This window comes from Komarekiella delphini-convector SJRDD-AB1 (assembly GCF_014831675.1).
In the GTDB taxonomy this organism is placed as follows: domain Bacteria; phylum Cyanobacteriota; class Cyanobacteriia; order Cyanobacteriales; family Nostocaceae; genus Komarekiella.
On the sequence record NZ_VJXY01000016.1, the window covers coordinates 100982 to 123993 of the forward strand.

A 23012-nucleotide genomic window follows, 5' to 3' on the forward strand; every position below is an offset into this window, starting at 1 on the left:
TACCAATTTAATTAATGATTGCAACAAATCCTTTGGTAGAGACGTTGCATTGCAACGTCTTTACATGTTCTGTCTGTCACAAATATTCTAGTAATGCTATATCAAAATTTTATCTAGTAGCCAATTTAGATGTAAAATCACAAATTTTAATTATTTAATCTAGCTCATTCAAATAGGACAAAAACGTATTAGCGAAAATCGCCGCTTGAGTGCGATCGCGCAAATCTAATCTGTTTAAAATATTCGTAACATGATTCTTCACTGTCCCCTCAGAAATATAGAGTTCCTGAGCAATTTCTCGATTACTAGCACCCGTAGCAATTAACCGTAAAACCTCTTTTTCTCTAGGAGTCAGTTCAGCTAAACTAGGTGGCGCAAGCGGTGACTGAGTTGGTGCGGTGTTAGAAAACTGAGTCAATAGTTTTTTAACTATTCCTGGGCCTAGTTGGGTGTATCCTTTGTGAACGGCGCGAATAGCAACAGCTAGTTCTTCTGAGGGTGTATCTTTGAGTAAATAACCCATTGCCCCATTTTGCAAAGCTGCTGTCACATATTCATCATCATCAAAAGTTGTTAGCACTAAAACTTTAATTCCAGCAAAACGTTTTTGAATTTCTCGTGTGGCTGCAACTCCATCCATAATGGGCATTCTAATATCCATTAAGACTACATCTGGTTGTAATTTTGCAACTAGATTAATCGCCTGTTGACCGTTTTCTGCTTCTCCCACTAATTCTAAATCTGATTCTAATTCTAATAATGCTTTTAATCCCTGACGAATCAAATTTTGGTCATCTACAAGCAACACTTTTATCATACTGTTAATCTAGGTAAGGGAATATCAACTGTAATTTTGCAACCAGAACCAGGAGCACTTTTAATATTAAATTCTCCTCCAAGTGCTAAAGTACGATCGCGCATACTTTGGAGTCCATAACCAGTGGTATTTTGCTTTAAATCAAAACCTCTACCATTATCTTGAATTATTAAGCGCAAATTTCCTTTATTCGTAGTTATTAATAGGTTAATTTCTGTTGCACTAGCATATCTAGAAATATTAGTTAAGGATTCTTGAATGATCCGATAAATAGCAGTATTTATTTCAGGGGGTAGAGAATATTCAAGATTGTTTTGACAAATTGGTAAAATTCCATTTGAGCGGTGAAAATCTTCTGAAAGAATTGCGATCGCCCGCTCTAAAGATTGCTCTGACAAAGGATTAGAGCGCATAGTCGAAACAGATTGACGAACATCTTTTAGGGCTTTAGAACCTAATTCCTTGGCTCTTGCTAGAAATGTTTGAGCTTTAGTTGGATTAGATTGCCACAGTTTTAAAGCGGTTTCTAATTGGAGATTTAAAGCAGTTAAAGAATGTCCTAAAGAATCATGAATTTCCCTAGCAATACGGTTACGTTCTTCTAAGGTAGCTTGATTTTCAATTCGCATGGCATATTGACGGAGTTTTTCGTTAGCAATAGCTAGCTTTTCTCGACTTTGGCGTTCAGATAATACCGCATTCATCATCAACAACACAAAAACTAAACTTAAACCAAATACCAATGACCAATTTAAGCTAAAAAACCGAAAGCGCTCTTGAGCCTGCGGTGATGCTTGAAAGTTAAATAACTGATATTTTAGTTGTGTGGTCAGTAAAAATAAAGTAAAGGATAGACTTGTAACGAATAAACGTCCAGGTAACTGGAAAATTAGACAACTGCGAGTAACTAAGATGATGTAAAGAAAGGGAAAAAGACGAGCAAACCTACCACCAAAAAGCCCAGTTATTAAAATCAATAAAATTTCACTAACTGTATAAATTACCTTAGTTATGTTGTTTTTTTTGGGCAAAATTAAGCCCATTAATGCGAAAGCAGCTAAGCTAAAAATTGATATTTCTGGGGATATACTACAAATGGATAAGTCTGGGAAAATACCACAAATTGATAGTTCTGGAGGTTTAGGACGAAATCGGGGCGATGGAGATGGTAGAAATGCTGTCAATGCAGTGATTGTTAGTAGTATCCATTCCAAATAAAGCAGAGATGGAAAAGGATGATTCTTAATTTTAATTGGACGACTCATTAGTCGCTTCGCTCCAGTTATGAGTTATGAGTTATTAGTTTTAAGGAAAAAATTAAGAGTAAGTACAAGGTACAGAAACGTTACGGAGTAGAGTTATAAATTAATCGTAATAAAAATCTTACTCATTCATAACTTTTAACTACTGTCAATGACATTGTCATTCATAACTCCTAACTATTGTCAGTCACATTTGTCAAGATTAAATCGTGACTAAAGTCATGGGTACAACCGTGACTTTCTCCTCATGTGGCTGGTGTAGAGAAGTTTCTATGATGGTGACATCCAAGCAGGAAAGAAGCGCGAGATAAACAATGAAACTTAAGACATTATCACTGGTAGCGGGTGCGATCGCTTTAACTTTAACTACAATTCCCTTTGCCGTTCAGGCAGAACCAACCACATCTTCACCTCTGCTACTTGCACAAGTTCCCAAAAAGGGCGGTTGGCAAGAACTGGGACTAACTGATGCCCAAAAAAATCAAATCCAAACAATTCGCCAAAATACTCGCGCTCAAATTGAAGGTATTCTTACCCCAGAGCAAAAGGCACAATTGGAAGCTGCAAAACAAGCACGTCAGGCTCAGCGCCAAGCAGGTCAAGGTCAGCGCCAAGCAGGTCAACGTTCAAGGAATAAATTTGCTGAGTTGAATCTAACTGAACAACAAAAAACTCAAATGCGACAAGTTTGGGAATCGTCGAAACAACAGATGCAAGCAGTGCTGACTCCTGAACAACAAGCTAAACTCAAGCAGTTACAGGAAAGTAGAAGACAGCGCTGGCAACAACGCAATTCCCAATAATCCCAAATCTTTCAAAAATAGTTAATTAATCTGAGGTGGGCAATATCGCCCATCTCCTCTCAAGATAGATTATGGTGCAACCCCTCACTGCTTCTTTGAATCCCACTCCTCGCCTACAACGAGTTTTAGATTTACTTGATAGTATGGCTGAGGCACAGGGATTAAGTGTTGCTCAAATTGTGGATGTAGAGAAATTGCGATCGCTTCCTACTGGTACTTTTGGTAGAAGCTGGGCAGATTTTCTTGAGGAACACAACTTGAAACCTTTCATCACAGGTAGCCGTCGCAAACAACTCCATGACGGCGTTCATGTTCTCACAGGTTATGGCACAGACCCCATTGGTGAAGCGGAAGTCCAAGCATTTTTGTTAGGAGCAAAGTTTAGACTCACTAACTTGATGCTAGGGTTAGGGCTGTTGCGAGTCATTCATAAAAACTTGAATTATCAACAAAAATTTAGCTGGTCTAGACTTTGGCAAGCATACCAACTCGGTCGTCACTCCCTCTTCAACCCAGATACCTGGCAACCTGAGTTACTTTGGCACTTACCCTTGACTGAGGTACAAGCATCATTTTCCACAGTCAAGATATAGGCTTCTTGCAGAAGATGGGGAGAGGGGAAGATTTTTTTCCCTCTCCTTTTCCCTATTTTCCCCACCAAAATAGAAAATTGAGCAAACCCCTAGTAAAAGTTAGGGGTTATGAGTTATGAGTTAATCAAAACTCCTAATTGTTTAAAAATGTCCAAAGAATTTGCTATCGGTAGTAAAGTCCGAGTAGTGGCACTACCGCCCTACGTCAAAACCGCAGACCCCATGCCCATGTTGCGTCCCCCCGATGTAATTCATATTGGCGAAGAAGGTATAGTTCTTGACCGTCGTCCGGGTGGATATTGGGGTATCCGCTTTGCTAGGGGAGCTTTTCTATTAGATAGTCAGTATATCGAAAGTACAGACACCCCTACTGAATCTCATACAGAATGAGAATAGCAGCAACCAAGAATTGTAAACTTTTATCAAGTTGTAATTTTGGTTTGCACCATGATTTCTCGCCGCACTTTTTTAAGCACATTATTTGCCAGCTGTTTTGCTGTTATCAGTTGGTTGAATTTTGCACCTGCTGCTGATGCTTTAGGTGGCAAACTTCCTACAATTAATCAACCAGCGCCAGAGTTTACTTTGCCAACCAACACAGGCGATGGCAAAATTTCTCTCTCTGACTTGCGCGGTCAGTGGGTAGTGCTCTACTTTTATCCTAAAGACTTCACTTCTGGTTGCACTATCGAAGCTCGTCGTTTTCAGCAAGACTTGCCCAAATATCTCGAAAAAAAAGCTCAGATTATTGGCGTCAGTGCTGATGACATTGATTCCCACGCCAAATTTTGCGATTCCGAGGGATTAAAATTTCCCTTGTTGGCTGATACTGATGGCTCAGTGAGTAAAGCTTATGGTTCTTGGGTCGGCTTTGTGTCTATGCGCCACAGTTTTATCATCGATCCTGAAGGTATTTTGCGTGAGACTTTTGTCAAAGTCAACCCAACCATTCACAGCACAGAGGTACTGGCACAATTAGAGAAGTTGCAGTCTACCGAATCTTAGTAATATGCGGTAGAAAACCGATTATTTCGTAGAGACGTTGCAATGCAACGTCTCTTCAACATCACAATCCCAACTCTTCTGGAAAACCCAGCATGATGTTGAGGTTTTGAATAGCGGCTCCCGATGCACCTTTGCCCAAGTTATCGAGGCGAGCAACTAACAGCACTTCTTGGGTTGCGTCATTGGCGAATACGAAAACCTGAACAATATTAGTGCCGTTCATTGCTGTTGCATCTAAAAACATTCCATCTCGTAGCAGATTAGAATATTGGAAGGGCGCAACCTGCACGAATTTTTCACCTTGATAATAGTCTGCGATCGCCTGATAAATCATCTTACCTGATGGGGGATTCTTCAAAGTCCGCAGCGGCAAAGGTACTTGAACCAACATCCCCTGCTCAAAGTCGCCTACTGCGGGTACGAATAGCGGCGGTGATGCTAACCCAGAGTACTGATGCATTTCCTTGACGTGCTTATGTCCAAATTGCAAGCCATAGATGCCATAAGGATAAAGCGATGTTGCTCCAGGTTGCTGCTTATGGAAAGTATGGTACTTTTGGATGAGATTTTTGCCGCCACCAGAATAACCGGACACTGCATTAATGGTGATTGGCAAGTCGTTGGGAAGGAGTCCCTTGGCGATTAAAGGCAGGATACAAGCTAAAAATCCAGTAGGATAACAACCTGGATTGCTGACGAACTGGGCGCTGACGATTTTCTCTCGTTGTCCTGGATTTAGTTCAGGGAAACCATATACCCAGCCTTTGGTTGTTCGATGGGCACTACTAGCATCAAGGATCTTAACCGTAGAATTGGTAACTAAACTAACAGCTTCGCGGGCGGCGTCATCAGGTAAGCACAGAATGACAACATCGACAGCATTAATTAATTGCGATCGCTCAGCTGCATCTTTACGCTTAGATGCTTCAATACTAACTAACTCAATATCATCCCGTTTTTTGAGGCGCGAGTGAATCTGTAAGCCTGTGGTTCCCGATTCCCCATCAATAAAAATTTTAGGTTTAGCAATCATGCGATCGGCATCCTTATGCGTGACGGCTACCGTTAACTGAACCGTATTCGCACATAATATCATTTCAAAAATAGCTTTACTGTTGACCTCCTCACCCAAAAGAGAATGAATTCTCTGGCTAATAGCGAAAGTCTACTAAAGTAGACTAAAGATTTTTGGGGATATTTTTAGTCATCTTCAGATGACTTTTGCTATCAGCAAGGAACTTCAGTTTCTTGCGGGATATGGATTTCACGTTAAGTTGACACGTATGGGCAATGCCGTGCCCCTACGAGAAATCTGTATGTATCAAGATTTTTGTGAATTGATATAAACTCTTAAAACATGAAACTCCGAGTTCGGAACACGAAATTCCGAGTTCAGAACACAAAATTCCGAGTTCAAAACACGAAACTCCGAGTTCGGAACACGAAACTCCGAGTTCGGAACACGAAAGACCGAGTTCAGAACACCAAACTCCGAGTTCAGAACACCAAACTCCGAGTTCGGAACACGAAACTCCGAGTTCGGAACACAAAAGACCGAGTTCAGAACACGAAACTCCGAGTTCGGAACACGAAAGGCTACTTTCTGACTCACAACTCTTGACTACTTAGACAAACGAGTCATTTCAAATAATTGTTGGGCATTGCTTCCTAAAAAAGCATCAAAAAGTACCTGCTTTCCTGATTCTATTTCCACTGGGTAGCGCTGAGCAATTTCGTAATAAGCGTAAGTCCAGGGAATCTGAATTTCTGCACCACTAATATTATCTAGCACAGTTACCATCTCTGTTACTGCTTGAGTTGCTGTTTGACGTAAACCACAAGCAATATTTCCTTCTATCTCTGCTTTCATGGGTACACCCAGATTAGCCAAACCACGGGCTGTACTATCTATATCTGGATATGCTGCTGTATTTTGGCGGTTGACGTAACCTGTGAAGTGGTTAACTGCGTAGCCATGCAGCAACACCCAAGCACCATACTGAGTAACCTGATTCACTTCCTCTACAACAGAACGCTGGGGAGGTAGCCAAGGACGAGTAAAGATTTTCTGGAGTTGTTGGGCAATACTTTCACAGTTCCCCTCTGATTGTAAAACAGAGGTAATATCAGGTTGGCTTGAAAATGAGGATACCGTTTTAAAAATGAGTTGAGCAATATCAGCAGGCAATTCATCGACAATCAATTCGCTGATAAATAGCTTGGGTAAGTCAAATTTTTCCTGCTGAGGATGGCAATAATGTCGAGCGTAGAGATGGGTTTGAGCAAAAGTATACTCCCCAGCCACCACGTAACCCAAAGCTTCGGCAAGTTGTCCAAGGTAATCAATTCCCAAGTTAACTTGACCCTGTGGGCTATCTACTAATAGACGCAAAGACCGAAAGGCGATGTGGTCATTGGCGACAGTCCCACCCGCAGCAGTAATCATTTGCTGGTAGGTACGCGCATAATTGACTCTGGCGCTGTATTCTTGCCAAAGTAATGAATATAGATGAAGCGCAATTTCAGGTTTCATAAGATAGGAGTTAGGGATAGCCCTATCAAGGTGTAACTTCAACATTCAGTTTCCTCTGTGTCTTTGTGTCTTTGTGGTGACAAAAATTAATTTGTTAACCACAGAGACACCAAGACACTAAGTAAGTAATTATTTTTAGGAACTTAATATTTCGCTGATAATCTGAAGGGCTATCTGAATTTGGTTGCTGTCGATAACCAACGGCGGGCAAAAACGAATTGCTGCTTTACCGCAACCTAGCAATAGTAAACCTCGCAAGAAAGCTTCTTGGATAATGCGATCGCGCAATTTATGATCAAGATTACCTTCTTCATCTAATAAATCCACAGCTACCATTAAACCCTTACCTCTTGGCAGGGACATTCTAAAAAATCTCCCATGTAATTGGGTAAGACCAGCTTGTAATAATTCTCCCATCTGAGAAGCGTTTGCCATCAAATTGCTTTCTAGCAGTTGCAAAGTGGCAATAGCTGCGGCACAAGCCACGGGATTACCGCCGAATGTGGTAGCGTGAGAACCGGGGGGCCAAGTCATTAACTCAGGTCTGGCAAGAATCGCACCCAAAGGCAGACCACTGGCGATACCTTTAGCTGTGGTAATGATATCCGGCTGTACACTCCAATGCTCGATCGCAAATAGGCGACCAGTACGCCCCATCCCCGATTGCACTTCATCGACTACCATCAGAATACCGTGGCGATCGCATATTTCCCGAATTCGTTGTAAGAAGCCATCTTCTGGGACAATATAACCTCCTTCTCCCTGAATCGGTTCAACAACAATCGCCGCTACTTCTTGCGGTGGTAAAATTGTCGCAAATAGCTGTTTTTCTAGATAATCTAGGCTAGCGTGAGTGCCGTAGGGAATATGAGTTACCCCTGGAACTAAAGGGCCAAAATTGGCTCGCTGTACTGCTTTGGAACCTGTGAGGGACATTGCTCCATAAGTGCGTCCGTGGAATGCTCCTAAGAATGCCACAATTAGCGATCGCTTGGTGTAATATCGAGCTAGTTTAATTGCCCCTTCATTGGACTCTGCGCCAGAATTGGTAAAAAAGACCCTTGCTGGATAGGCAATTTTACCATCTTGGGGATTGGGAAAGGGGGCGCGAATGGCTAATTGTTCTGCTAGTTCCACCATCGGCTCATAATAAAAATCTGTCCCCGACATGTGCAGCAGCCGCGCTGACTGTTCTTGAATTGCCCTAACAACTTCTGGGTGTGCGTGTCCGGTAGCAGTGACGGCAATACCTGCGGTCATATCCAAGAACACATTGCCATCCACGTCCTCTACCATACAACCCTCACCACGAGACACCACTAGGGGATAATCGCGGGTGTAGGAAGGAGAAGTTACAGCGCGATCGCGTTCTACAATAGCTAAAGCACGAGGCCCAGGCAAGGAAGTCACTAAGCGGGGTACACGAGGTAAATTTAGACTAACAGGGATACTTAACATAGTTTTTTACATTTTTTTAAGATTATTTGTGATTAAAGTGGGAAGTGCGATCGTTTACAGTATCATTTGATTCTATTTATGTAACATTTACGCATTGATAGAAAAATCAAAATATACGTTAGTAATTTTATGAAACTCTCAGTAAGATTTAGCAGCAAGCCTTGTAAGTAGCTAGGCGTAAATAAATTAAAGTTTGTAGTGAGTTAGCGCGGTCTTCTCTACGAGACGCTACGCGAAGGGGGTTTCCCCGCCACTCCCCACAACGGAGGGAACCTCCGCAAGGGGGTGGCTCCCCATGAGCGACTAACGAACCCAAAGGGTAAGGACTTTAGTCCTGATAATCCTTGTTTTGAGCGATGAATCTCTCACTACGAGCGTGGTTAAAGTGCAGCGGTATAATACACCGCTAAGCCGATCCCTATATAACTAGACGAAGAATGATGCTCCCATTGTATTCACCGTTAATACATGAGCAAATTAATATATTAATATTGGGTCACTACAATTATTATGTATCAGTAATTTATTTGCCAACTTATGAGTAACCTATTCAGCCAAAAACTCCGTCTCATAGTAGGTGTTGCTGCCTTATCAGTTATTAGTTTAGCTACTCTTAATTTATATACGCAGTCAAAAACTAAACAGCTAACCCAACAACATCAGACCCCACAGAATTTATCCTTAACTCAACAGGAAAATTCTGTACCACCTCAATCACAGATTTCCCTGACTTCAAATCAAACTGCTCCTGTATCCACATTTCAAAATTATTCTATTTCTCAGCCAAAATCTAATGATGCTATAAGTAAGCAAGCCGCATTTTCATCTGAAAAATATTCGATATCGGCTTCTACACCCTATCCAGTCATTGATGAGTGGAAAAAATATAAATATAGCGTTAATGGCAGTCAGATTTTAAATCAAATAAAACTGCCAACAACTAAAGTTAATTTTAATCAAACAGATTTATTAACTGTTCTCGTAAATACCAGAAAATATTACCAAGACCACGCTTCGGCAGACCCAGATATTCTTCGTCCAGGTCTGTTAACTACTAAAGGAGTTACTGTCCAAGATATTCTCAAAACCTTGGATTTTATGATTACTACTCTCAGAGAAGATATTTCCAATAAACGAACAACTCGTTTACAAAATCCTAGTTTTATTAATACCCATTTCCGAGTGATAAAATGGTCTGCCTATAATCCAAAAGCTCGCAGTCAAAAGCAATTAAGAATTACAAAATATGCTGTCTTTACTCATACAGGCTCTCGCAAAAAGACTTCTACTTACAACACACCAATTTATAGCTTAAAACAAAATAATAACAATAAATTTTATACTAAATATACAAAGCAGGATGTTTTATCAGGTATTTATGAACCAGGTGGAAAAGAATTTGGGAAAGTTGAACCTCTAGCTTATTTGACCCGTACTGGACTAGAAGAAGCGCTAATGCAGGGAACTGTACTAGTTAATTTTACAGATGGCTCCAAGGCGTTTTTTAATGTAGATAAAAACAATGGAATGTCTTACGTTCGAGGGTTAAAAGCAACAGCCCAAAAGCGTTATTGGTATTTTAAAAAGGTTGATGCTATCAAAGGTTATGGATATAAGATAGATGCAAAAATTTCTATCAAACCGGGAGTTACTTTTGCCGGAGATGTTCTGAATATTGGTTTAGGTAGAGTAGTTATTATTGAACATACAAAAGGTGGGCGTAAACACCTACAAATGGGAGTTATTGCAGATACAGGCGGAGCGTTTTTGCCTAATCTTTATCAACTCGATTTTTTAGCAGGTATTTTTCGGAATCAAAAAGATTTTGGGCAAAACATTAGACAATTGCCTGAATATGCTACCGCCTATTTCCTAGTGAAAAAGTGAACCTTAAGCTGAATATAGTAGTCTAAAATAAAATATTATAGCTAGCGGTTTTCACTTCAGTGAGGTATTGAAATAAGTGACAGACAGAACATGTAGAGACGTTACATTGCAACGTCTCTACCAAAGGATTTGTTGCAATCATTAATTAAATTGGTATAATTAACCACAGATAAACACAGACGAACACAGATAATTCATTAGTGTTTATCTGTGTTCGTCTGTGATTTAATTTCCAAAATATTGATTCTTGCAAGAGATTCAATCAGGCACGAGTTAACAATTCTAGGTTATGCCCATCAAGGTCGTAGAAATAAAAGCCACGACCTCCGTTTCTATAGTTAAGCTGACCTTTATTATGATGCATGGGATCGCTACTATATTCTAAACCTGCCTCTTTGACCCGTGCGAAGATAGCATCAAATTCCTCATCACTAACATGAAATGCATAATGATGCGACTCAAATCCTTTTCTATCTGCAAAGTCAAGCGTCAGCTTATCATTGACATGCACAGCAGCAAAATGACCTATGGGAGCCTCAACTTTTAGACCAAAAATTTGTGCAAAAAAGCGTGCCGATGTTTCTTTGTCGTATGCGGGCACTATAGTGTGATTTAGGGTAATTGTCACGTCACACCTCCCTTCTCATTTAGTTAGTAGTTAAGTCAATTCTTTATTAGAGTCGATAACAAAAATATTTTTGTTTATCGTTGGTGTAGTTTTCTTCTATCTTACTTATCTTTTCTGTACTTGCACCAAATGAGTAAAAGCTTTCAAATAAGTACATTTTGACAACTACTTAATTGTGCCACCGTTGAAGAGAAGTAAGATAAAAATATTGTTACTCACGATTGTCAATCTGGGCACGTTGCAAACTTCCAGAGAAATCAACATAAACACTTTTCCATTCTGTGAACACATCCAAGGCTGTAGTTCCAGCTTCGCGGTGTCCGTTACCAGTGTGTTTTACACCACCAAAGGGCAAGTGTACCTCAGCACCGATAGTAGGGCCGTTGATGTATGTGATACCCGCCTCAATGTCGCGCATAGCAGTAAAAGCCCGGTTAATATCGCGGGTGTAAACAGAGGAAGAAAGACCATAATTGCTATCGTTGAGGATTGCGATCGCTTCCTCAAATGAGCTAACTTCAATTAATGCCACCACTGGCCCAAATATTTCTTCCCGCGCAACTCGCATATTCGGAGTTATATCATCCAAAATTGTCGGTTGAAAAAAGTAACCGTTTTTCAGTGCCTCTTCACTGGCAATATCCCCACCAATTAAAACTTTTGCGCCTTCCTCACGAGCAATATCCAAATACTTACTCACCTGTTGGAGTTGTCTTTCATTAATTATCGGCCCGATATCTGTATCGGAGTCAGTGCCAGCACCCAAGCGTAACTTGCTGGTACGCTCACGGAGCATATTAGTGAATTTTTCTTTGATATCGTGATGTAAAATCAAACGACTAGTGGCTGTACAGCGCTGACCGGTTGTACCGAAGGCTCCCCAAACAGCACCATCTAAAGCGAGTTCCAAGTCTGCGTCTTCCATCACCACTTGAGCATTTTTGCCGCCCATTTCCAGACAGACACGCTTATGAGTGCGTCCACAAGTTGCGCCGACAAAAGCACCTGTTTCCGAAGAACCTGTAAACGATACTAAATTAACATCAGGATGCTCAACTAAAGCTTTCCCTGCTTCTTCACCCACCCCATGCACCAAGTTAATCACTCCAGGTGGTAAACCAGCTTGGGCAAAAATCTCAATCAATTTAGTTGCACAGGCAGGGGTATCTTCAGCTGGTTTGAGGATAACTGTATTGCCACACACCAAAGCTGGCATAGCTTTCCAACAAGGAATTGCTACTGGAAAATTCCAAGGTGTAATTAAGGCGCAAACTCCTATAGGCATCCGCACAGTCATCGCAAATTTGTTGGGCATTTCCGAAGGTGTAGTTTGGCCAAATAGTCGCCGTCCTTCGCCTGCACTGTAAAAGGCGCAGTCTACACCTTCTTGCACATCTCCCCTTGCTTCTGTCATAGGTTTACCCATTTCTCGACTAATTAACTGGGCGAGTTCTTCTTTATGCTGGAGTAATATTTCCCCAACACGAAAAATATATTCTGCTCTGGCTGGAGCGGGAACTTTTCGCCAACTGTGGTAGGCTTTACGAGCTGCAATTACTGCTGTATCTATATCATTAGCTTGAGAACGGGGAAATGTGGCAACGACTTCAGTCTTGTCAGCAGGGTTGCGACTTTCTAGAGTTACTTCTCCTACAGCATTTAACCAATTACCGTCAATGTAATTGCGGCAAGATAATGGAGTTATCATATTTCAATCCCTTCCCCTTTAACCCTTCCCCAAACTCTACCCTGAAATTTGGGGTAGGCAGACTATTAAGTTGCGTTGTATCTTACCTAAATGATAGCTACCATACATAAATCAAGGCACTAAAGCCAATACACCTACAGGAGAACCTGAACCATTCTGTAACCTAAGAAGCCCGATTACTAAGGTAGTGCCTTTAGGTGGTAGTTGATCTAAATTGGTGAGATTCTCCAATACAATGCGCGGTTGTTCTAACACCAAGCGGTTAGTAGTAAAACTGTTATCCTTTCCGGGATCTACACCATGAGTATCTATTCCAACTCCAGCAATTTGCCGTTCGTTAAGTAGAAACCGAGTTACATCGCTACCAAACCCTGGAAAATGCATAATTCCTTCAGCATCTTGGTTGAGGAATGCATTTTTATCAAACCACTTCTCTTGCCAACCCGTATAAAGCAGTACTGCATTACCAACAGGAATCTCACCATGTTGTTCTTCCCAAAATAAAACATCGGCAATAGTGAGGACATAATCAGGATTAACTATTGCAGGGCGGATATCTATGACTACCGCAGGTATAACCAGTGATTGGGCTGGGTATTGGTCAATTCCTACACCAGAACTGTGAAAACTGTTAGGGGCATTTATATGAGTGGCGCTATGTTCTCCCAAGGAGAAACGCCGCAGGTAATAGCCATCTTTTTGGAGTTTTGCAACAGTGGCAAATTCTACTGGGGGATCGTCAGACCACTGGGGAATACTATTATCAATTACATGACTCAAGTGTATAACGCGTGAGTAGGTGATACTATTTTGCATCGTTCACAAGTTAACATATCTCTTCTCCATATTTCCAGCCTTGGTCTGAACATTCAAATAAATGTAAACCTAACTGCTGGGAAAGTTCTTCACATACCTTTACTCCCCGCACACTGTTACCACGCGCATCTAGCGGTGGTGAAAACACCCCAATCCCCATCTTGTGGGGTACAACAGCTATAATCCCACCACAAACACCACTTTTGGCTGGAATACCAATTTTGTAAGCCCACTCACCTGCAAAGTTGTACATCCCACAGGTGTACATGACACTAAGAATATCTTTGATGTAACGTTTATCTACTGCCTGTTTTTTGGAGATAGGGTTAATACCTCTATTAGCAAGGGTAGCCGCCATTACAGCTAAGTCGTGGCAATTTACTATTACAGCACACTGTTGGAAATATAAATCCAGCGCCTCTTCAATATTCCGGTCAATCATACCAAAGTTGAGCATCAAGTGAGCCATTGCTCGGTTGCGATGTCCCGTACTGCGTTCTGAGGTAAAAACTGAGATGTCAACGAACACATCGCGGCCAATGTATCGCTGGAACATATCCAGCATCCGGTTGAGGCGTTCTGTTGCACCAGACCCCTTGATTAAGCTGGTAGTAGCGATCGCTCCGGCGTTTACCATTGGATTATAAGGTCGCTTCGATTGCTCATCAAGAATGATCGCGTTGAATGCTTCTCCCGTTGGTTCCACGCCAACTCTCTTCAAAACCTCAACCTGTCCATGATCTTCTAAAGCAAGTCCATATGCAAACACCTTGGAAATCGACTGAATGGTAAAGAGCTGTTCGTAATCCCCAATTTCGTAAACCTGACCATCTACGGTAACAATACAAATGCTAAATAAGTCAGGGTTTACTTTTGCTAGCTCAGGAATGTAGTTTGCTACTACACCCTCTTGCAATGATTTGTATTTGGAATGCAACTCTTTAAGAATATCTAGTAGAACTATTTCTAAATCTCCTTGTGCCATGAAGCTAACAGCTTGCTCTAATAAATCATACTTTAACCCACTACTACGAGCGAATAAAATTGCTTGTATTTTTTGATACATTAAAAAATCAATCGACAAGCGTCTGCGAAGCTTTTCTAATTTTTTTCTCATATTTTTACTATCAGAGTAAAAATAAGTATTGACTATTTTTTATACTCAGCATTGCCTAAATTTAAAGTTATATATATCACTAATTTAACCATAAACACTGAGAATACAAGTTATGGTTAACGTGGCTAGTTAAAACTAAAAAAAAGAGAGTAAGCTCCAGCTAATTTTTCTAATTCTCTTATATGTAAATCTTGTAATGACTTATTTATAGGTTAATATGAAGATTTCATGAAATAAATATTTTTAGGTATTTATTCAGATGTCTTTTCAAAAAAATCAGATTAATTTTATAAGATGAATGGCAAGAGTTTAATGTTATTTAGAATACATACGTAGTCAAGAGCCTTGTAAATAGTTGTGGACAGGGCCACATGAGTTTTATGTACAACAAATATTAAGTTTTAAAAAGAATTTTTCGAGTTACGGAAAAAAACGTTACATAGCTAAAATCCGCACTTGGAAAAGGTTTGACCCTTGCGATCGCAATTTAATTTTGCTAAAGTTACCAATACTTACGCTAAAACCCTGATCCCCAAGCCAAAAGGTTCGTGTTAGTCTGTTGCAGTTATAAACAAAAAGTGGAAACGGAACGAGTTCGAGTTTTTCAGGGAAAAAATCACTTTCACTGGTGAAACCCACGAATTATAAAACTTCAGCTCTACAGTCGCTTTAAAAAACGGACGCATGAATCAAAGACATTTGTTGACTATTGTCGCCCTGTCTCTGGCTGTTTTGGGAATACCCTCAGTCGGTTGCACTCAAACCACCAAGGTAACTACGCAAGCTTCCCAAAAATTACCTGCCACTGATGTGGTCAAAGTGGGAGAGTACCAATCCCCAGCAGGGAAACTTACCTCGGATGCTGTGATTACAGAAATTCATCCTCACAACATTGGAGGACGTAAGGCGGCAACTCTTTTTATCAAAAATATTCCTGTTCTAACCTTTTTAGGTTCAACACCAGACACAAGTAGTGAAACTAAAAAAGTTGGTGAAGTTGGAAATACTGAGGGCGTACAATCGTACGCCCTTATTGCTAGCAACTCATCACAAATGGTGAATATTGGGAATATTGCGAGTGTTGACAATGACCCGGTTCAGAGAGCAGGTGTACTAGCAGCTAAAATTAACGAGCTGGCCAGGGAAAATGTAGACGCGAGTAAAATTACTGTAAGTTGGACAGGAGACAAATCGACCGTTACTGAGCAAGCTCAGAACAAAACCTCTGTTCAACAGCAGCCTGGCGATCGCTATACGATAAAAATCAATAGCGAAAAATTGGTGGAAATCAACCAAGATACGCGACTTGCAAATACTACAACCACCAAAGATCTGGCACAAGATGCATTGCAAGCAACAAACCGGATGCGGAGACTCTTAGGTAATGCATCTCCCTTAAATGCAGTTGCTAACTTACCAGTACGCCTACCATCAATACCAAAGTTTCCACAAGAGATTGCCGTTGGTAGAGTGCGAATGAACTTCCGAGGCATGGCTTCTTTTTACGGCTATGATGGTTCCGGTAATAAAACTGCTAGTGGTCAGAGATTTAATCCAGAAGGAATGACTGCCGCCCATCGCAGCTTACCCTTTGGTACAAAAGTTCGTGTTACCAACACTCGTAATGGTCGTTCTGTAGTGTTGCGGATTAATGACCGAGGCCCATACATTCGAGGGCGCATCATTGATGTATCTACTGGTGCAGCTCGGATTTTGGGAATGATGGGCAGTGGTGTAGCACCAGTACAGATTGAAGTCTTGGGAAGATAATTATTCGGGACTGGGGACTAGGAGAAAATATTGAACATGTATCTCCTTGTCTCCCCCTCCTCTACTTGTCTCTTCCTAATACCCAATCCCTAACCCCCAATCGCTTAATTCCCCTAGTTCAAACATCTCTTTCCCCCATTTCAGATATAAACTAACTGGGAAGAGGCTCAAGAAGAACTAGGGGTATTTTGTGCGCCTGCTGACAACAGTCGCAGCTTTACGCTGCTATTTAACTAAACGCTGCTTAGAAAACAAGCTGATTGTGCCAGAGGATCTGGTGCTAGATGAAGCCACTAGTTGGCAACAGACGGCAGTTGGTCTTGTACCGACTATGGGAAATTTGCATCAAGGTCATCTAAGCTTGATTCAACGGGCGCGGCAAGAAAATTCTACGGTGATTGTCAGTATTTTTGTCAATCCCCTGCAATTCGCTCCCAACGAGGACTATCAACACTATCCCCGCACTTTAGAGCAAGATCGACAACTGTGCGAACAAGCTGGGGTAAATGCAATTTTTGCGCCTACTCCGGAAGAAATGGCAGTTCCCCAGAAGAGTATACAAGAATCAGAGGTTACACAAGTTATCCCCCCATCTGCTATGATAACAAGCTTGTGTGGTCGTTCTCGGCTAGGTCACTTTCAGGGTGTCGCTACGATTGTGACCAAACTTTTCAGCTTGGTGCAACCTGACCGAGCCTATTTTGGTCAAAAGGATGGTCAGCAGTTGGCAATTATTAAACGGCTAGTAGCTGATTTAAATTTGCCAATAGAGATTGTTGGTTGTCCAACGGTGCGAGAAGCGTCGGGTTTGGCTTTGAGTTCTCGCAATCAATATTTGACTGCAACAGAAAAAGAGCAGGCGGCGGTGTTATATCGCGGTTTGCAACGAGCTGAAGCGGCATTCAAAGCAGGCGATCGCAATAGCAGCAAGTTGATAGCAATGGTACAGCAAGAAGTGGCAATGGTCAGCAAGGTCTTCGTGGAATATATTGAATTGGTTGAACCGACTACGTTGATGACTTTAGAAAAAATTGAGGAGGAAGGAATGCTGGCGATCGCAGCTCGTCTTGGTTCTACACGTTTGATTGACAATACCATCTTGTGCGATCGCCAGCCCATCATCGCTATTGATGGCCCAGCTGGCGCGGGAAAATCTACGGTGGCTCGTCAAGTGGCAACGGAGCTAGGTCTAGTGTACTTAGATTCTGGAGCAATGTACCGCGCTATCACTTGGCTAGTGTTGCAAAAAGGTATTGCCATTGATGATGAGTGTGCGATCGCCGAATTAGCTAACCAATGTAAAATTCAACTTATCCCCAGCGAAGATTTACAATCTCCAGTGCGGGTTTGGATTAATGATATTGATGTTACCCAGGCAATTCGCAGTATTGAGGTGACATCCAACGTATCTGCAATAGCGGCACAAAACGCTGTACGTCAAGCACTGGTTGAACAACAACATAGTTGGGGCAAAAAAGGTGGTTTGGTTGCTGAAGGACGAGACATAGGCACTCACGTATTCCCCGATGCCGAGCTGAAGATATTCTTGACCGCTTCTGTTAGCGAACGCGCACGCCGCCGCCAGCAAGACTTTAATAAACAAGGTCAACCCGAAGTGAGTTTAGAACAGCTAGAACGGGACATTGCTGAACGTGACTGGAAAGATAGCACTCGCAAAGTTTCTCCTTTGCAAAAGGCAGCTGATGCAATTGAAGTTAAAACCGATGGTCTGAACGTCTCAGAAGTCACTGCACAAATTGTTAACCACTACCAGCAACGCTTATCTCAATGGTAGTTACTATAATTTGCTGTTAATTTATTAGTCTAATCGGGTGGTGAGTGATTTTTCATTCATCATCCGCAAAACAGAGCCTCAAAATACAGTATGAGCTATTTATTGCGATCGGCTGTATTAAGTTGAAATTAAACACTGTAACGTTAGTTTTAGTTAAGCTCATCCCACCTCTAAAAGGGGATGGGATAAAACGAAAGACTGTTGACAGTTGACTGTTAACAGTTAACAGCGTCGGGGCGTCTTTTATCATCTACCCAGAAGGAATGGGTTTTCCCGACGCCTTTTTATAATTTAAGTCTTAATACATCTGGCTTAAGACCTATATAAATAATCTATTTAAATACTACTAAAGGTGGAAGTCTTCAAGCTATATAATCAGTTAAACAAAATTTGAACCATAATCCAACCAGCATAGACTATCCTTTTAATACCCATTGTTAAGAGAGGATTAAAGGGGATATATAATTTAGTTTATATAAACTCAAGTATCAGAGTTCCAAGGTAACGTGCTTTAAAATCGTTAAATGCTAATTAGCTATTGGACTCTTTCCATAGAGCATTAATTGTTTAATTTATAGTTATAAACTCCAAAAGATTTGACTTATTACCGAAGTACTTTGTTTTAATCTTCACTTTGGTAGTAGAATGACGATGTTAAGTTTTATATCTCAGCATTTAAGGATATAAAACTACCGAACACTAAACCTGCAATTTCCTAAGCTTCTCCAATAGCTTTAAACTGGAAAACGGTAAAGAGAGGATTTCACAAAATGGCATTTACACAGCCCCCCCTACCCTTCGACTTTAATGCTCTAGAGCCGTATGGCATGAAAGGTGAGACTTTCGAGTATCACTATGGCAAGCATCACAAAGCTTATGTAGACAACTTAAACAAACTCACTGAAGGTACGGAACTTGCTGATAAGTCTTTAGAAGAGGTGATCCAAACTTCCTTCAAAGACTCCTCCAAGACCGGAATCTTCAACAACGCTGCCCAAGTTTGGAATCATACCTTCTTCTGGAGTTGCTTGAAGCCTTCCGGTGGTGGCGCACCCACAGGTGAACTCGCAACTAAGATTAACAAAGATTTTGGTAGCTTCGACAAATTTAAGGAAGAATTTTCTAACGCTGCTGCAACTCAATTTGGTAGCGGATGGGCTTGGTTGATTGATGATGGTGGCACTCTGAAGGTGATCAAAACACCGAATGCTGAAAACCCTCTAGCTCATGGCAAAAAGGCGCTCCTAACCTTGGATGTTTGGGAACACGCCTACTATATCGACTACAGAAATGCTCGTCCGGCATTCATCAAGAATTTCTTGGATCAGTTAGTAAACTGGGACTTCGCTAATGAAAATTTAGCTAAAGCTTAATTGGCTACCAGTTGTAAACTGGTTGTAATAGTGGCTTTTACTAAGCTTAGTAAAGCTTAGACAATTAGTTAATTGACCAATATCGCCAGCAGTCACGACTAGTATCGTGGCTGTTTTTGATTGGCTGGGTATATAGGAAATGGGGGAAACAGGCAAGAGACAGCAAACAGTTATAAAAAGGCGTCGGGAAAACCCATTACTTCTAGATGGGATGAAAGACGCCTTTTTAGGCTGTTGACAGTTGACGGTTGACGGTTAACAGTCAACTGTCAACTGTCAACGTGAAATCCCATCTCCTTTTAGGGGTGGGATGAGCTTAATAAAAGCAAAATATCAAATTTATGGATAGCGAAGAACTAGCGCAATACATCGAAGCAACAAATAGCATCTCTAAACCTTGGCTATTAGTACAACTACGCCTTAAGAAACTGCAAGAGCGTCGAGCCTCCCTTTCAGAAGATATCTATGCCGAAGAATTAGAAGATATTTACCAAGACTTGATGAATTTGGGGGAATGGTGGCGAGGCATTGAAGATGAAGTATTCTAATAAGTCAAGAGTTAGCAGTCTATTGTCCAAATTCCAAAGTTCAAAGAAATTAATTTTTGCCCTTGACTCTTGTACAGACGCGATTAATCGCGCTCTTGTACAGACGCGATTAATGAGCCAGCGCGTTGCGGGGGTTCCCCCCGTTGTAGCAACTGGCGTTGCGTCTCTACTTTTGACCATTGACTATTGACTAAATCTTATGGATTATCGGGATGCAGGAGTTGATGTTGAAGCTGGTCGAGGCTTCGTAGATCAAATTCGCAATTTGGTTCACAGCACTTTTAGACCGGAAGTAATTGGCGGACTGGGTGGTTTTGGTGGGTGCTTTCAATTACCAGGGGGTTTTAAGGAACCAGTATTGGTTTCTGGGACGGATGGTGTGGGTACAAAGCTAAAAATCGCTCACATTCTCAATCGTCATGACACCGTTGGCATTGATTTAGTAGCGATGTGCGTAAACGATGTGCTGACATCTGGCGCAGAACCGCTGTTTTTTTTAGATTATGTGGCCACAGGTAAGCTGGACAAAGAGCAGTTAACTCAGGTGGTGACGGGTATAGCCTCTGGGTGTAAGCAAGCGGGTTGTGCCTTACTGGGAGGAGAAACGGCAGAAATGCCTGGTTTCTATCAGCTAGGTGAGTATGACTTGGCTGGTTTTTGTGTAGGAATTGTGGAAAAAAGCCGGATGCTGGATGGTTCGCAGCCACAAGTAGGGGATGTAGCGATCGCTCTTGCTAGTACTGGTGTACACAGTAATGGTTTGAGTTTAGTACGAAAGATTGTTAGCGATCGCGGGTTTTCTTGGAATGATCGCCCAAAATCTTTAAATGGTGAAACTATCGGCGAAACTTTCCTCAAACCCACCCGTATTTACGTCAAACCTGTTCTAGCAGCACTAAAAGCAGGGTTGGACATTCACGGTATGGCTCACATCACAGGTGGTGGATTGCCAGAAAATTTGCCCAGATGCTTAGGGAAGGGTCAAGCAATTAAAATTGACTTCAGCAGTTGGACTATCCCTCCCGCATTTCAATGGCTAGCTGAAGCCGGAGCGGTCAGTCCTGAAGCCATGTACAATACATTCAATATGGGAATTGGATTTGTACTGTTAGTGTCACCTCATCAGGCAGAGCAGACAATTACCCACTTTCAATCAGAGGATATTCCTACTTATGTAATTGGTGAAGTCATTACTGGTTCGGGTGAATTAGTGGGATTATCTAGATAAAAGATAATTTTTACACATCAAATCAGAGGTTTACTTGAGGCTTAGTAGAGAGAATAACTCTACAAGCCTGAATTTTAGGCAATTATTCAGCAAATGTAATAACAGTATTTAAAAGTTTTATTAACAATATTTTTTACTAAGCCTTATAAGAGCAATCGAAAATGCTCATAACCGTCTGCGTTTAGATTTGCTAACGTAGTCTTAACATATTGAAAAAATTCGCTCATGAAGCTGAGAAATTAATTGCCAACACTAATTTACCGTGCTGGTTATCTCTCATCTGTAAGTTTGAGATGTTGGTGTATTAAAAATTACGTATTTTTCTTCAGAGGGGGTTATGGCTGTAAATTTTGCTCGGACTACTGCTTCCACAGAGCTTTTGAAACAAGTATTCCAGAACATTGATGCACAAAGTTGTCCGAGGTTGTTCAACTTCCATATGCACACCGTCTACTCGGATGGAAGGTTGCAGCCGAACGGATTGATGGAGCAAGCGATCGCTATTGGTCTAGAAGGATTCGCGATCACTGACCATCATAGTATTGCTGGCTATCAACTGGCACAAACTTGGTTGGAAGACTGGAAGTGGAATAACCCTGGCGCAAGGACTCCTCACCTGTGGAGTGGCGTGGAAATCAATGCCAATCTTTTGGATATAGAAGTTCATATTTTGGCTTATGCTTTCGAGCCAGAACATTCTAGTATGAAACCCTATCTGCAAAAAAAGGCTACTACAGGTAAAGAATATCAGGCAAGTAACGTGATTGCAGCTGTTCACGAAGCTGGAGGATTAGCAGTACTTGCTCATCCAGCTCGGTACAAGCGATCGCATTTCGACCTAATTCCAGCAGCAGCCCAAAAGGGTATCGATGGCGTTGAAAGTTTCTACGCTTACAATAATCCTAACCCTTGGCAACCCAGCGCTTTGGAATCACAGCAAATGCAAGAGTTAGCTGGTGAATACTCTCTTTTCAATACATGTGGTACTGATACCCACGGTTTAAGTCTGCTACAACGGTTGTAAACTAGAGCTTTGATCGCTTCAGATGATTGAGGGTCAGGTTCGAGAATCAACAACCCCTGATTCATGATAAAAACCTGTGCCTCAACTTTCTGAATAGGGATTTTGGGTTATTGAAATATACCTCTGCTAACAAACGTTTGTATTTATCAATTCCGTTTCAATCTCTAATAGAGATTTTAGTTAATTGGAATAAGTGATTGATTTAGTGGGAACTGTGACCAGTAAGTTTCAATCCCTAATAGGGATTTTAGTTAATTTGAATTCTAGCCTCTCGTCGCACCCGTCGCACACTGCAAAGAATTCGTTTCAATCCCTAATAGGGATTTTAGTTAATTTGAATCTTTCAGCGATTTCTACCTCAATTTGAGAACCTGTGAGTTTCAATCCCTAATAGGGATTTTAGTTAATTTGAATCAAATTTCTTGTCCTTGGCTCAAAAGTTGCACTTGTGTTTCAATCTCTAATAGGGATTTTAGTTAATTTGAATTCCTGAGCGCATTACCAATCGTTGGCAGGAATATCGTTTCAATCCCTAATAGGGATTTTAGTTAATTTGAATCTTTCAGCGATTTCTACCTCAATTTGAGAACCTGTGAGTTTCAATCCCTAATAGGGATTTTAGTTAATTTGAATCAAATTTCTTGTCC

General features: G+C 41.3%; 20 protein-coding genes. 11 read left to right on the forward strand and 9 right to left on the reverse strand.

The features are described from left to right. Positions 1-154: 154 nt before the first annotated feature. On the reverse strand, positions 155-817 hold the full coding sequence (locus FNW02_RS16310) for a response regulator (protein ID WP_191758561.1): 663 nt from the start codon (positions 815-817) through the stop codon (positions 155-157). Beyond that, positions 814-2082, reverse strand: a complete 1269-nt coding sequence (locus FNW02_RS16315; protein ID WP_191758562.1) for a sensor histidine kinase — start codon at positions 2080-2082, stop codon at positions 814-816. Before FNW02_RS16315 ends, FNW02_RS16310 begins: the two co-directional genes overlap by 4 nt. Before the next feature lie 311 nt (positions 2083-2393). Here FNW02_RS16315 and FNW02_RS16320 point away from each other — a divergent pair, with 311 nt between their 5' ends. The 4 genes from FNW02_RS16320 to FNW02_RS16335 all read left to right on the forward strand — a co-directional run bounded on the left by FNW02_RS16320 (position 2394) and on the right by FNW02_RS16335 (position 4480). Beyond that, entirely contained in the window at positions 2394-2882 is a 489-nt protein-coding gene (locus tag FNW02_RS16320) for a Spy/CpxP family protein refolding chaperone (RefSeq protein ID WP_191758563.1), read from the forward strand. A 71-nt stretch (positions 2883-2953) separates the two neighbouring features. Beyond that, positions 2954-3475, forward strand: coding sequence for a Coq4 family protein (locus FNW02_RS16325; RefSeq protein ID WP_191758564.1), 522 nt, complete (start codon positions 2954-2956; stop codon positions 3473-3475). A 147-nt stretch (positions 3476-3622) separates the two neighbouring features. Then, entirely contained in the window at positions 3623-3865 is a 243-nt protein-coding gene (gene sipA, locus FNW02_RS16330; protein WP_191758609.1) for a regulatory protein SipA, read from the forward strand. A 57-nt stretch (positions 3866-3922) separates the two neighbouring features. Beyond that, positions 3923-4480 carry a peroxiredoxin gene (locus FNW02_RS16335; protein WP_191758565.1) on the forward strand — a complete coding sequence of 186 codons (558 nt, stop codon included), beginning with the start codon at positions 3923-3925 and terminating at the stop codon, positions 4478-4480. Between the two features lie 61 nt (positions 4481-4541). Here the strand turns inward: FNW02_RS16335 and argC are convergent, their stop codons facing one another. The 3 genes from argC to FNW02_RS16350 all read right to left on the reverse strand — a co-directional run bounded on the left by argC (position 4542) and on the right by FNW02_RS16350 (position 8471). Further along, complete coding sequence (gene argC / locus FNW02_RS16340; RefSeq protein WP_191758610.1) at positions 4542-5510, reverse strand: N-acetyl-gamma-glutamyl-phosphate reductase; 969 nt, start codon at positions 5508-5510, stop codon at positions 4542-4544. 591 nt (positions 5511-6101) lie between these two features. Beyond that, positions 6102-7013 (reverse strand): DUF1338 domain-containing protein, encoded by a 912-nt coding sequence (locus FNW02_RS16345; protein ID WP_191758566.1) that lies wholly within the window; start codon positions 7011-7013, stop codon positions 6102-6104. Positions 7014-7148: 135 nt separating this feature from the next. Further along, positions 7149-8471, reverse strand: a complete 1323-nt coding sequence (locus tag FNW02_RS16350; protein WP_191758567.1) for an acetyl ornithine aminotransferase family protein — start codon at positions 8469-8471, stop codon at positions 7149-7151. Positions 8472-9008: 537 nt separating this feature from the next. Here FNW02_RS16350 and FNW02_RS16355 point away from each other — a divergent pair. Continuing rightward, positions 9009-10358, forward strand: coding sequence for a hypothetical protein (locus tag FNW02_RS16355; protein WP_191758568.1), 1350 nt, complete (start codon positions 9009-9011; stop codon positions 10356-10358). Positions 10359-10620: 262 nt separating this feature from the next. Here FNW02_RS16355 and FNW02_RS16360 read toward each other — a convergent pair whose 3' ends face one another. From FNW02_RS16360 to glsA, 4 genes are all read right to left on the reverse strand, one after another. Next, on the reverse strand, positions 10621-10986 hold the full coding sequence (locus tag FNW02_RS16360) for a VOC family protein (protein WP_191758569.1): 366 nt from the start codon (positions 10984-10986) through the stop codon (positions 10621-10623). A 211-nt stretch (positions 10987-11197) separates the two neighbouring features. Continuing rightward, positions 11198-12694, reverse strand: a complete 1497-nt coding sequence (locus FNW02_RS16365) for an aldehyde dehydrogenase family protein (protein WP_191758570.1) — start codon at positions 12692-12694, stop codon at positions 11198-11200. Positions 12695-12805: 111 nt separating this feature from the next. Next, the gene (locus FNW02_RS16370) at positions 12806-13510 is read right to left on the reverse strand and encodes a cyclase family protein (RefSeq protein ID WP_191758571.1); all 705 of its coding nucleotides are present in this window, start codon (positions 13508-13510) and stop codon (positions 12806-12808) included. A gap of 10 nt (positions 13511-13520) precedes the next feature. Beyond that, the gene (gene glsA / locus FNW02_RS16375; protein WP_191758611.1) at positions 13521-14495 is read right to left on the reverse strand and encodes a glutaminase A; all 975 of its coding nucleotides are present in this window, start codon (positions 14493-14495) and stop codon (positions 13521-13523) included. Between the two features lie 816 nt (positions 14496-15311). Between glsA and FNW02_RS16380 the strand changes: the two genes are divergently transcribed. The 6 genes from FNW02_RS16380 to FNW02_RS16405 all read left to right on the forward strand — a co-directional run bounded on the left by FNW02_RS16380 (position 15312) and on the right by FNW02_RS16405 (position 22365). Next, positions 15312-16397 carry a septal ring lytic transglycosylase RlpA family protein gene (locus tag FNW02_RS16380; protein WP_191758572.1) on the forward strand — a complete coding sequence of 362 codons (1086 nt, stop codon included), beginning with the start codon at positions 15312-15314 and terminating at the stop codon, positions 16395-16397. A gap of 190 nt (positions 16398-16587) precedes the next feature. Next, on the forward strand, positions 16588-18192 hold the full coding sequence (locus FNW02_RS16385) for a bifunctional pantoate--beta-alanine ligase/(d)CMP kinase (RefSeq protein WP_191758573.1): 1605 nt from the start codon (positions 16588-16590) through the stop codon (positions 18190-18192). Between the two features lie 770 nt (positions 18193-18962). After that, positions 18963-19565, forward strand: coding sequence for a superoxide dismutase [Fe] (gene sodB / locus FNW02_RS16390; protein ID WP_191758574.1), 603 nt, complete (start codon positions 18963-18965; stop codon positions 19563-19565). Positions 19566-19906: 341 nt separating this feature from the next. Further along, positions 19907-20113: a hypothetical protein gene (locus FNW02_RS16395; protein WP_191758575.1), complete on the forward strand. Its 207-nt coding sequence runs from the start codon at positions 19907-19909 to the stop codon at positions 20111-20113. Between the two features lie 199 nt (positions 20114-20312). After that, complete coding sequence (gene purM, locus FNW02_RS16400) at positions 20313-21341, forward strand: phosphoribosylformylglycinamidine cyclo-ligase (protein WP_191758576.1); 1029 nt, start codon at positions 20313-20315, stop codon at positions 21339-21341. Positions 21342-21678: 337 nt separating this feature from the next. Further along, the gene (locus FNW02_RS16405; protein WP_191758577.1) at positions 21679-22365 is read left to right on the forward strand and encodes a PHP domain-containing protein; all 687 of its coding nucleotides are present in this window, start codon (positions 21679-21681) and stop codon (positions 22363-22365) included. Positions 22366-23012: the final 647 nt, after the last annotated feature.

What these genes read in the sequence shown, in the direction of transcription:
- FNW02_RS16310 (WP_191758561.1), bottom strand. Translation starts at nt 817, where the DNA reads ATGATAAAAGTGTTGCTTGTAGATGACCAAAATTTGATTCGTCAGGGA.
- FNW02_RS16315 (WP_191758562.1), bottom strand. Translation starts at nt 2,082, where the DNA reads ATGAGTCGTCCAATTAAAATTAAGAATCATCCTTTTCCATCTCTGCTT.
- FNW02_RS16320 (WP_191758563.1), top strand. Translation starts at nt 2,394, where the DNA reads ATGAAACTTAAGACATTATCACTGGTAGCGGGTGCGATCGCTTTAACT.
- FNW02_RS16325 (WP_191758564.1), top strand. Translation starts at nt 2,954, where the DNA reads ATGGTGCAACCCCTCACTGCTTCTTTGAATCCCACTCCTCGCCTACAA.
- sipA (WP_191758609.1), top strand. Translation starts at nt 3,623, where the DNA reads ATGTCCAAAGAATTTGCTATCGGTAGTAAAGTCCGAGTAGTGGCACTA.
- FNW02_RS16335 (WP_191758565.1), top strand. Translation starts at nt 3,923, where the DNA reads ATGATTTCTCGCCGCACTTTTTTAAGCACATTATTTGCCAGCTGTTTT.
- FNW02_RS16345 (WP_191758566.1), bottom strand. Translation starts at nt 7,013, where the DNA reads ATGAAACCTGAAATTGCGCTTCATCTATATTCATTACTTTGGCAAGAA.
- FNW02_RS16350 (WP_191758567.1), bottom strand. Translation starts at nt 8,471, where the DNA reads ATGTTAAGTATCCCTGTTAGTCTAAATTTACCTCGTGTACCCCGCTTA.
- FNW02_RS16355 (WP_191758568.1), top strand. Translation starts at nt 9,009, where the DNA reads ATGAGTAACCTATTCAGCCAAAAACTCCGTCTCATAGTAGGTGTTGCT.
- FNW02_RS16365 (WP_191758570.1), bottom strand. Translation starts at nt 12,694, where the DNA reads ATGATAACTCCATTATCTTGCCGCAATTACATTGACGGTAATTGGTTA.
- FNW02_RS16370 (WP_191758571.1), bottom strand. Translation starts at nt 13,510, where the DNA reads ATGCAAAATAGTATCACCTACTCACGCGTTATACACTTGAGTCATGTA.
- glsA (WP_191758611.1), bottom strand. Translation starts at nt 14,495, where the DNA reads ATGGCACAAGGAGATTTAGAAATAGTTCTACTAGATATTCTTAAAGAG.
- FNW02_RS16380 (WP_191758572.1), top strand. Translation starts at nt 15,312, where the DNA reads ATGAATCAAAGACATTTGTTGACTATTGTCGCCCTGTCTCTGGCTGTT.
- sodB (WP_191758574.1), top strand. Translation starts at nt 18,963, where the DNA reads ATGGCATTTACACAGCCCCCCCTACCCTTCGACTTTAATGCTCTAGAG.
- FNW02_RS16395 (WP_191758575.1), top strand. Translation starts at nt 19,907, where the DNA reads ATGGATAGCGAAGAACTAGCGCAATACATCGAAGCAACAAATAGCATC.
- purM (WP_191758576.1), top strand. Translation starts at nt 20,313, where the DNA reads ATGGATTATCGGGATGCAGGAGTTGATGTTGAAGCTGGTCGAGGCTTC.
- FNW02_RS16405 (WP_191758577.1), top strand. Translation starts at nt 21,679, where the DNA reads ATGGCTGTAAATTTTGCTCGGACTACTGCTTCCACAGAGCTTTTGAAA.